We start from the raw sequence: 10,803 nt of genomic DNA, 5'->3' as shown, positions 1-10,803 counted from the left end.
TTCCCCCTTAGCTCAGTTGGTTAGAGCGACGGACTGTTAATCCGCAGGTCCCCCGTTCGAGTCGGGGAGGGGGAGCCAATTTACTACAATCACATAGACATACCCTCCAATTTGCTCTACCATTCTTCTTTTAAAATAAAAACTTTTTTGCTTAAAAAACTAACCATTTGATAACTATTGATATCGAGCTATAATTAGTTTAATAATCATGAGGTTGTGTCCTCCCCCATTTGACATAAAAAGATTAAATAATGGCAGCTTTCAAAAAACTTATTCTTATACAACTGTTAGCTTGGCTGGTACTTGTGTCCGCTGGTAGTTATTTTATTAGCCAAAATTTTGATAATGCCATCGGCAACGCTCAAAAAAATGCACAAGCGACCGTTGAGCAATACATTAAAAATCTCTCTGCGACAGATATATCAGCAGAAAATCTTAAAAACACGCTTGCAACTAGTGAAACCTTTTCAAATTTTGTTTTACGTGACTATCAAGGCGTTGAAGTATTTTCGGTTAACAATGCAGTGCAATTACCTTTTATTGCTGAGCTTATTCAATCTAGTAGCAACTCAGTACGTCCTCAGTACGCCACAAATAATAACGCCGATATAAAAATTGAATTTAAATTAAACATTACTCACTTGGGTGAGCAGTTTCAAACCGCGTTTTTTGTTATTTTAATTATTAGCACCCTACTCGCCCTAATACCTATTATATTGATGAAAACCATTGTTAAGCACATCAATGACAATATATGTACGGACGTTGCTGATGTTATTGATGTATATATCAATCAAAACCAACTAGGTGATGATTTTGCAACTAAAATTGATTCACTTGAGTTAGCTAAGTTAGGGAAAAGTTTAATTCCTAGCTTTAATCGTTTATCGCACTTTTTAAAAAGTAAAAACGACAATATAAAAAATGCAGCCCACGATATTAAACGTGAAGCCTACAAAGACGGTGTTACTGAATTAGGTAATCGCAATATGTTTGTTGATTACTACGAAAAAAATATAGAAAACACCGAAATAAGCACATTTGGCTCTTTAGCACTTGTCCGCTGTAGTGAGTTACAGTCAATCAATCAAAGCCGCGGCTATCAAAAAGGTGATGAGTACATTAAGTCGGTTGCAGATATCATAGTAAATATCAGTGGCACCTATTCCGGCAGTCAAGTTTTTAGAGTAAACAGCTCTGACTTTATAATTATATTGCCGAATACCCCGTTAAAAGAAGCTGAAAAATTTGGTGAAAACTTACAATCTCGCTTTACTCAATATATGCAAAACCAAGAGCTTAGCTCGGTTGCAAACACAGGTATTGTGGGGTACGAAAAAGCCAAACCTTTAGGTGAGTTGCTCTCTATCGTTGATAACGCAATGAGTATGGCGCAATCTAAGCAAGCTAATGCGTGGCATGTGCAGCGCGATACTGATCTTGTTAATAATGTGAGCGCAGGGTTTGGTAACCAAAACTGGCGTAAAGTGATTAACGAAGTGATCGAGTCTAAAAGCGTCCATTTAGTGATCCAAAATATTATGCCATTAGGCAAAAGCATTAAAGCCTATGCTGAAATTCAAGCCCGCTTTAAAACAGAAGAAAACCAAGCTTTGCCTACCGCTTCATTTTTAGCAATGGCTGAAAAACTCGATATGGCGATAGAAATTGACAAGTTAATAATAGAATCGTCATTAGAAAGAATAAAATCGAGTAATTTATCTGAAAAATACTTTGGCTTAAATATTACCCCTTCAAGCGCGCACAGTGACCAATTTATGATTTGGTTAGAGCGTCGTTTGCTTAAAGATACCCATATTGCTTCTAAGTTAATTTTTGAGGTGAGTGAATTTGGTCTGCAACAAAACATTAAAGCAAGCAAACGTTTTATTGATATGGTGCATCGCGTTGGAGCCAGAATTACTGTTGAACGCTTTGGTGTAGGACTCACATCATTTAAGTTTTTCAGAGATTTAAAACCAGACTTTATTAAAATGGATGCAAGCTATACCAGAGGTTTAGAGGACGATAAAAACAATCAATACTTTATGCGTTTAATGGTCGACCTCGCTCATAGAATTGGCGTTAGTGTTTTTGCAGAGGGCGTTGAAAGCCAAGAAGAAAAGCATATTGTAGAAACCCTATGCCTTGATGGTGTCCAAGGTTACTATATTGAAAAGCCTAAAGACATCTAACTAATTACCCTATTTAATAATAAAAAAGAGCATTTATGCTCTTTTTTACTTTTTAAAGTGTGCTTTTATGACTGTTCAGCCGTTAAAATGCTGACAGTTTTTTAATTGCAATGTCCCTTGATTTTAACCCTTTACAATTAGCCCATTATTTAACGTTGTTTATTTAACTGATAATCACTCAACGTGTTGTTAATCACAGTAGAAAAAAGGATAATACACGGGATTTTATTAGCGTGAGGCACACATGACAGAATACGTCTTGTTATTAATTGGAACAGTGTTAGTCAACAACTTTGTATTAGTACAATTTTTAGGCCTTTGCCCGTTTATGGGTGTGTCTGGGAAACTTGATACAGCCATAGGTATGTCTTTGGCAACTACCTTTGTGCTAACGCTTGCCTCTGTGACCAGCTATTTAGTAAATGAGTATATTTTATTACCATTGGATATTACCTATCTGAAAACAATGAGCTTTATTTTAGTGATAGCTGTTGTTGTACAATTTACTGAAATGGTTGTCAGAAAAACCAGTCCAACGCTTTACCGGTTACTGGGAATATTTTTACCTTTAATAACCACTAACTGTGCGGTATTGGGTGTTGCTTTATTAAATATCAAAGAAGATCACACGTTTTTACAATCGGCCGTTTATGGCTTTGGTGCTGCGGTGGGTTTTTCATTAGTATTGGTTTTATTTGCTGCATTGCGCGAACGTTTAGCCGCAGCAGACGTACCAACCCCATTTAAAGGTGCCTCAATCGCAATGATAACGGCAGGTTTAATGTCAATGGCCTTCATGGGTTTTACTGGATTAGTGAAGTTTTAATATGACCTTGTTGTACGCTTTAATAGCGCTGGGTTTGCTGGCGTTAATTTTCGGATTAATTTTAGGGTTTGCAGCAGTACGCTTTCGAGTTGAAGGTAATCCTGTTGTAGAACAAATCGACACCATTTTACCGCAAACACAATGCGGCCAATGTGGTTACCCTGGCTGTCGTCCTTATGCAGAAGCCATTGCCAATGGCGATGAAATAAATAAATGCCCTCCAGGTGGTGAAGCGACCGTTAAAAAGCTAGCTGATTTAATGGGGGTTGAGGCTAAACCCCTCGCTGGCGGCGAACAAGCAGATCCGGTTAAAACAGTGGCGTATATCCGCGAAGACGAATGTATTGGCTGTACCAAATGTATTCAAGCCTGCCCTGTTGATGCCATTGTGGGTGCAACACGTCAAATGCATACCGTTCTAATTGATGAATGCACTGGCTGCGATTTGTGCGTTGAACCTTGTCCGGTCGATTGTATTGACATGCTACCTGTTGCACCAACAAAACAAACCTGGAAATGGCAATTAGACGCTATTCCTGTTACCCAAATAGATTAGAGGTTTGAGTGGAAAAGTTACTTGAACAAATAAAAAAAGGCACCGTTTGGGCATTTCCTGGCGGCGTACATCCTCCTCAGCAGAAATCATTATCTAATAGTGCGCCTATAGCCAGACTCCCTTTGCCTGAAAAACTTGTTCTGCCTTTAAAGCAGCACATTGGCGCTAGTGGTAAATTAATAGTTGAAAAAAACCAGCACGTGTTAAAAGGCCAAGCGTTAACAAAGCCATCAGCTAATTGGTCGGTGCCAATACATGCACCGACTTCTGGCACTATTATTGATATTACGCCTATGCCATCAGCGCATCCTTCGGCATTACCTGAATTAAGCATTATTATTGAACCCGATGGCAACGATACCTGGTGTGAATTATCGCCTTTAGCAAACCCAGCCACTGCATCACACGATGAACTAGTTGATGTTATTCATAATGCGGGTATTTCTGGTATGGGCGGCGCAGGCTTCCCAACCTATGTAAAAGCTGATATTAAACAACCTATTGAATTTTTGATTGTTAATGCGGTTGAGTGTGAACCTTACATCACGGCTGACGATACCTTAATGCGTGAGCACGCCGCTGAAATAGTCAAAGGTATTGAGCTAATGCAGCAGTTACTCAATCCGACGCTGTGTATTATTGGCATTGAAGACAATAAGCCCGAGGCTATCACAGCCATGACAGAAGCGGCGAAGCATAGCGAGCATATTTTAATACAAACCGTGCCTACTGTTTACCCTTCTGGCGGTGAAAAACAGCTGATAAAACTGCTCACTAACCGTGAAGTACCAAACGGCGGTATCCCTGCTGATATCGGCATTTTAGTACATAACACCGGCACTTTATTTGCGATTCAGCAAGCTGTATACGAAGGTAAACCGTTAATTGAACGTGTCGTTACCGTTACCGGCAATACTATACATAATCCTGGCAATGTATGGGCGTTATTAGGTACTGAAATTAAGCACTTACTTGATTGCCAAGGTTTTTCACCGGTGCCACAACAACGCGTGGTCATGGGCGGCCCTATGATGGGCTTTACCTTACCCACAGTTCGTATTGGCGTTGTTAAAACAACAAACTGCATACTTGCCCCAGATCACAAAGAATTAGCAGAGCCTGGCCCAGAAAAAGCCTGTATTCGCTGCAGTGCCTGTGCCGATGCCTGCCCTGCTTCATTGTTACCACAGCAGTTACAGTGGTTTGCTAAATCAAAAGAATACGACAAACTCCAAGAACATAACTTATTTGATTGTATTGAATGTGGCGCGTGTGCCTATGTTTGCCCAAGTGAAATACCACTCGTTCAGTACTACCGCGTTGCAAAAGTTGAGATTAAAGAGCAAATTGCCGAGAAGATAAAATCTGATCGCGCTAAAGAACGCTTTGATGCACGTAAAGCGCGTTTAGAGCAAGAACAAGCTGAGCGAAAAAATCGCCACAAACGTAAACCTGCAGCTAAATCTACCGAAGAGCAGCAAAAAGTAGCCGATGCCCTTGCCCGCGTTAAAGATAAAACTAGCGATGGTGACAATAAATCAGCTGTAGCAGCGGCAATTGCGCGTGCTAAAGCGAAAAAGCAAGGTGGCGAACTTGAGCCAGATAACAGTGAAGTTGCAAAAGAACGCGCAGCCCGTAAAGAGCAAGCTCGCCTTTATAAAGAACAAAAGGCACAAAACAATGGTGATGACGAGCCTGTAGATGATAAAAAATCAGCCGTTGCTGCCGCTATTGCCCGTGCTAAAGCTAAAAAAGCAGCACAAGCCAATGAACAAGCGCAAAGTGATGACACAGAAAGTGAATCGCCAGTCGCTACCGATGATAAAAAAGCCGCCGTCGCTGCAGCTATTGCCCGTGCTAAAGCCAAAAAAGCAGCACAAGCTAATGAGGAAACAGCAAGCGATGACACTGCAAGTGAATCACCCGTCGCTGCCGGTGATAAAAAAGCCGCCGTCGCTGCCGCTATTGCCCGTGCTAAAGCCAAAAAAGCAGCACAAGCAAATGAGCAGGCAGCAAGTGATGACACTGCAAGTGAATCTCCAGTTGCTGCCGATGATAAAAAAGCTGCCGTGGCTGCTGCTATCGCTCGTGCTAAAGCCAAAAAGGCTGCACAAGCCAATGAGCAAGCGCCAAGTGATGACACAGTAATTGAATCGCCAGTCGCTGCCGATGATAAAAAAGCCGCCGTAGCTGCTGCTATTGCCCGTGCTAAAGCTAAGAAAGCAGCGCAAGCTAATGCATTAGCACAACAGAATGAAAATGCTGAGCCACAAGGCAACGATGAATCTTCAGAAGGTTCACAACAAACAGCTCAAGAAAAAAAGAAAGCCGCCGTAGCCGCCGCCATTGCCCGTGCTAAAGCTAAAAAGCAACAAAAAGAAGGAAACGATCAGTCATGAAACTAACCATGGCCAGTTCACCCCACAATCATAGTCACAAGTCTGTGACACGGTTAATGCTAACTGTGATTGCGGCCTGTATTCCTGGTGTTATTGCACAAGTTGTATTTTTTGGTACCGGTGTACTTATCCAATTATTATTAGCATTAGTGTGTGTGAGCGCATTTGAAGCAGCCATTATGTTAATGCGTAAGCGCCCTATTTGGCCTTCATTAAGCGATGGCAGCGCATGGCTAACCGGTGTGCTATTAGCTATTAGTATTCCACCTTTAGCGCCGTGGTGGGTTATTGTTATAGGGTGTTTATTTGCCATTGTTATTGTTAAGCAACTTTATGGTGGTTTGGGCTTTAATTTATTTAACCCTGCAATGGCGGCCTATGTACTTTTATTAGTTTCATTTCCTGTGCAAATGACGGCCTGGTTACCAGTTACAGAGTTACTCAATACGGGCATTACTTTTAGCCAGCAGCTTAGTCTAATATTTAGTGACTTTACAACTCTTGGATATAGCTTAGATCAGCTCAGAGTGGGTATTGATGGCAGCACGATGGCCACCCCACTTGATACCTTAAAAACAGATATTACTCATAGTCTTACCGTCACTGAAAGTATGCAAAAACCGGTATTTAATGAATGGGTTGGCCTAGGTTGGGGTTGGGTTAACTTAGCCTTCTTACTCGGCGGCCTTTACCTGTTAAAAACAAAAGTAATTAACTGGCATATACCAGTGAGTTTTATTGCAAGCTTAAGCTTATGCGCAGCAATTGGTTATATTGCCTCGCCAGGTACAGAGCCGGGTGTAGTGTTTCACTTGTTTAGTGGTGCGACTATGCTGGGGGCCTTTTTTATCGCCACCGATCCTGTATCAGCTGCAACCACCAATCGAGGTCGCCTTATTTATGGTGCCGCGATTGGTTTAATTGTGTATTTAATTCGTACATTTGGTGGCTTTCCGGATGCGGTTGCATTTGCCGTATTACTGATCAATATTACAGTACCGCTTATTGATTACTACACACAACCAAGAACTTATGGCCATGGAGCAGTAAAATGATTATTTCTTCAATGGTAAAAAATGGCGCAATATTGTGTGGGTTTGCGTTACTAACAACGGGACTCGTTGCCACAATTAATACACTTACCGCTGATAAAATTGCAGAGCAAGAGCAACTGCAATTAACTAACCAGTTACAAGAAGTATTACCGCATTCCAAATACAGCAATGAGCTATCGCAAGATTGTGTAATTATATCTGATCCTTTACTGGGGCCATACGACAACCAAGTAATTTACCGTGCACGTAAAGATGACGAACCCGTTGCATTAGTCATTCGTCATGTCACTCCTAGCGGCTACAGTGGCGATATAAACTTGCTTAGCGCGGTATATCGCGATGGCAGCGTTGCTGGTGTAAGGGTTACTAAGCATGAAGAAACCCCAGGTTTAGGCGATAAAGTTGAAATTAAAAAGTCAGACTGGATCACCTCATTTAATTCAAAAACAGTACAAAGCGAAAGTGACGCGCGTTGGGCCGTTAAAAAAGATGGCGGTCAGTTTGATCAGTTTACTGGCGCAACCATTACGCCTCGCGCTGTAGTTGGCTCAGTTAAAAATGCGGTAGTGTATGCACAAAATAACTTTGATGATCTTTTTGCAGCAGCGAATGCTTGCCCTGAGGTAACACCATGAGTGAATTAAAAACCCTTTATAAAGAAGGCCTATGGGGAAATAACCCCGCCTTAGTACAGTTATTAGGTTTATGTCCTTTACTTGCTGTTACCTCCACGATTACTAATGCGCTAGGTTTAGGCTTAGCAACCTTGTTAGTGTTAGTGGGCTCTAATATTACCGTATCATTTGTTCGCAATTGGGTGCCTAAAGATATCAGAATACCGGTTTTTGTAATGATCATTGCCGGTTTTGTGACGATTGTGCAGCTGTTAATGAACGCCTACACTTTTGGCCTTTATCAATCTTTAGGGATTTTCATTCCGTTGATTGTGACTAACTGCGCCATTATTGGTCGTGCTGAAGCATTTGCCTCTAAAAATCCAGTGCATTTATCTGCCTTTGATGGCTTGATGATGGGCTTAGGCTTTATGTTGGTTCTGGTTGTCCTTGGCGCTATGCGAGAGTTGATTGGCCAAGGCACCTTATTCGATGGTGCCGATTTATTACTCGGGCCTTGGGCTGCTATATTGCGCATTGAAGTGTTTAGCTTTGATAGCCAGTTTTTACTGGCCATTTTACCACCGGGCGCATTCTTAGGGCTTGGGCTGCTGATCGCCGCTAAAAACGTCATTGATGCACAAATAAAATCAAAACAAGTAACGCCGCCAGAAGCTGAAAAAGGCCCGCGAGCGCGTGTTACTAGCTTAACTTAAGGGGAAAACGCATTAACTTAATAAAAGCGAATGCGTTTTAAGTTACATGAATAAAGAAAAACGTCACCAAATACTCTCGCGTTTACGTGAGCAAAACCCACACCCTGAAACCGAGCTTGAGTACTCAAGCCCGTTTGAGTTGCTAGTTGCAGTAACACTCTCAGCACAAGCAACCGATGTTGGGGTAAATAAAGCCACCCGTAAGCTCTTTCCAGTGGCTAACACACCCCAAGCCATTTTAGATTTAGGCCACGACACACTACGTGATTACATAAAAACCATCGGTTTGTTTAATTCCAAAGCCGCCAATGTTTATAAAATGTGCCAAATACTGGTTGATCAGCATAATGGCATCGTGCCTGAAAACCGTGAAGCCCTAGAAGCCCTGCCCGGCGTTGGCCGTAAAACTGCTAATGTAGTACTGAACACTGCTTTTGGCTGGCTAAAGGATAATGAAGGTAGATACTTTTTAGCAGTAGATACTCACATCCAACGTCTTGCAAACCGTTCGGGTTACGCTAAAGGTAAAACTGTTGAGCAGACAGAACAGGCCATAATTAAAAATACGCCAAATAAAAAAGAGTTTATGTTTAACCTCCATCATTGGTTTATTTTACATGGGCGCTATACGTGTACAGCGAGAAAACCAAAATGTGGAAGCTGTATAATCGAGGATTTGTGTGACTATAAAGAGAAAACTGAGTCATAGCTAAGAGTAGTTACTTTTTAGTTAGTATAAACCTTTTAACAGCCACATTTTTTAGTTTCCATTTAATAAGTTGGCTATTTGGTTCTCATATGAGCCTTTATTAGGCCAGCACCAGTTAAATTGAAAATTTGCGTTAACTTAAGAATAATTTGAATTTAAGCAAGGTGTTGCAATTAGATTATGATTTATTAATTAGAGCCCAGCTTAAACCTAAAATTTAAATACAGAATTCATTGGAAGCTATTTCTGGTTTGTGCCCAGACTGTGTGAAAACTCTGATCACCTTTTGGTCTAAGTATCTGCTGCTTATGATCGATTAATCTATACATTTAGTTCACTTAATATACTGATATTTATATAATAAGACTATTGATTCAGTCGAGGGTTGAGGCAATATGTCAAAGTTTATAAGCGGTGAAGATCGTAACCAATCAACGTTATTTCCAGAATCGTTGGAAGACTACGTCAGTGAAGATAATACGGTCAGAGTAATTGATGTTTTCATTGAGGAACTAAATCTAGCTGAATTGGGGTTTAAAGGATTAACCTTACAGTCCACAGGCCGCCCTAAGTATCATCCAGCCACACTATTAAAGCTTTATCTTTATGGTTACCTCAACCGTATTCAATCATCCCGCCGATTAGAAACCGAATGCCAACGCAATATTGAACTGATGTGGCTACTTGGTAAGTTGGCACCCGACTTTAAAACGATTGCTGATTTTAGAAAAGACAACGGAGGCGGTATAAAAAATGTATGCAAAACGTTTGTTGAAGTCTGTCGTCGCCTGAATATGTTTGAGAAACCCGTTGTTGCCATCGATGGTAGTAAGTTTAAAGCTAGCAACAACAAAGGCAATAATTTTACGCCAAGCAAAGTTAAATTTCACATCGACCGAGTCGAAAAGAACATTGAACGTTATCTTGAATTACTTGATGAAGCCGATAAAGAGCAAGCTAACGTCACAAAAATTAAAGCCACAAAAGAGAGACTAGCTGACTTTCGCAGCCAGTTAAAAAAACTATACGAGATTAAAGAACAAGTTGAAGCTCATCCTGATAAGCAAATATCCACTACTGATCCTGATTCACGTTTAATGAAAACTCAAGGTTTTACAAGAGTTGTGAGTTATAACGTACAAAGTGCGGTTGATACCAAGCATCACCTCATAGTGGCGCATGACGTGACCAACGTGCCAGATAGAGGCCAGCTTGCGTCAATGACGAAACTCGCACAAGAAGCATTGCGCAAGAAAGATATACGGGTATTAGCAGATAAAGGTTACTTCAGTCAGCCTGATATAAAAGACACTATCGATTTGGGTGCAGAGCCAATCATGCCCAAGACGGATACATCGTCCTCTGAAAAGAAAGGGATATTTAACCGCTCACTTTTCAAATACGATGCAAATAAAGATATTTACTTATGCCCCGCTGGTAATGAACTTCAAAATCGAATGCAGGTATTTGAGCAAGGTAAATACCTTGATGTTTACTTCAATCACATTGCTTGTCGAGATTGTAAAATAAGAAGTCAGTGCACTAACTCTAAAAAAGACCCTAGGCGAATAAGGCGGTGGGTGCATGAGATTCTGACAGAAGAAATGCTTCAAAAGCTAAAGAATGAACCTGAATTGATGCTTCATCGCAAGCAAACTGTTGAGCACCCCTTTGGCACAATTAAACTCTGGATGGGAGCTACCCACTTACTAACACGAGGTTTAAAAAGCGTG

Annotated in this window: 9 protein-coding genes and 1 tRNA gene; all 10 read left to right on the top strand. The window is 41.0% G+C overall.

Translation table 11 applies throughout. The annotated features are described in order from the left end of the window. The first annotated feature begins 1 nt into the window (after position 1). Positions 2-78: transfer RNA gene (locus L641_RS0103140), tRNA-Asn, on the top strand. 173 nt (positions 79-251) lie between these two features. Then, on the top strand, positions 252-2,195 hold the full coding sequence (locus tag L641_RS0103135) for a GGDEF domain-containing protein (RefSeq protein WP_024601102.1): 1,944 nt from the start codon (positions 252-254) through the stop codon (positions 2,193-2,195). 244 nt (positions 2,196-2,439) lie between these two features. Further along, a complete protein-coding gene (gene rsxA, locus L641_RS0103130) occupies positions 2,440-3,021 on the top strand; it encodes an electron transport complex subunit RsxA (RefSeq protein WP_008115244.1) in 582 nt (193 codons plus the stop codon). A 1-nt stretch (position 3,022) separates the two neighbouring features. Continuing rightward, positions 3,023-3,577, top strand: coding sequence for an electron transport complex subunit RsxB (rsxB, locus tag L641_RS0103125; RefSeq protein WP_013465282.1), 555 nt, complete (start codon positions 3,023-3,025; stop codon positions 3,575-3,577). Positions 3,578-3,585: 8 nt separating this feature from the next. Then, positions 3,586-5,976 carry an electron transport complex subunit RsxC gene (rsxC, locus tag L641_RS0103120; protein ID WP_024601101.1) on the top strand — a complete coding sequence of 797 codons (2,391 nt, stop codon included), beginning with the start codon at positions 3,586-3,588 and terminating at the stop codon, positions 5,974-5,976. Beyond that, on the top strand, positions 5,973-7,031 hold the full coding sequence (gene rsxD / locus L641_RS0103115) for an electron transport complex subunit RsxD (RefSeq protein WP_024601100.1): 1,059 nt from the start codon (positions 5,973-5,975) through the stop codon (positions 7,029-7,031). Before rsxC ends, rsxD begins: the two co-directional genes overlap by 4 nt. Then, positions 7,028-7,666 carry an electron transport complex subunit RsxG gene (gene rsxG / locus L641_RS0103110; RefSeq protein WP_024601099.1) on the top strand — a complete coding sequence of 213 codons (639 nt, stop codon included), beginning with the start codon at positions 7,028-7,030 and terminating at the stop codon, positions 7,664-7,666. Before rsxD ends, rsxG begins: the two co-directional genes overlap by 4 nt. Beyond that, positions 7,663-8,361: an electron transport complex subunit E gene (locus L641_RS0103105; protein ID WP_024601098.1), complete on the top strand. Its 699-nt coding sequence runs from the start codon at positions 7,663-7,665 to the stop codon at positions 8,359-8,361. Before rsxG ends, L641_RS0103105 begins: the two co-directional genes overlap by 4 nt. A gap of 46 nt (positions 8,362-8,407) precedes the next feature. After that, positions 8,408-9,070, top strand: coding sequence for an endonuclease III (gene nth / locus L641_RS0103100; protein WP_024601097.1), 663 nt, complete (start codon positions 8,408-8,410; stop codon positions 9,068-9,070). A gap of 395 nt (positions 9,071-9,465) precedes the next feature. Next, on the top strand, positions 9,466-10,803 hold a 1,338-nt coding region (locus L641_RS0103095), incomplete at its 3' end, for an IS1182 family transposase (RefSeq protein WP_024601096.1).

Origin of the sequence: Pseudoalteromonas sp. TB41, assembly GCF_000497975.1 — a bacterium.
Classification (GTDB): Bacteria; Pseudomonadota; Gammaproteobacteria; order Enterobacterales; family Alteromonadaceae; genus Pseudoalteromonas; species Pseudoalteromonas tetraodonis.
This window is presented reverse-complemented; position numbering and strand designations above follow the sequence as displayed.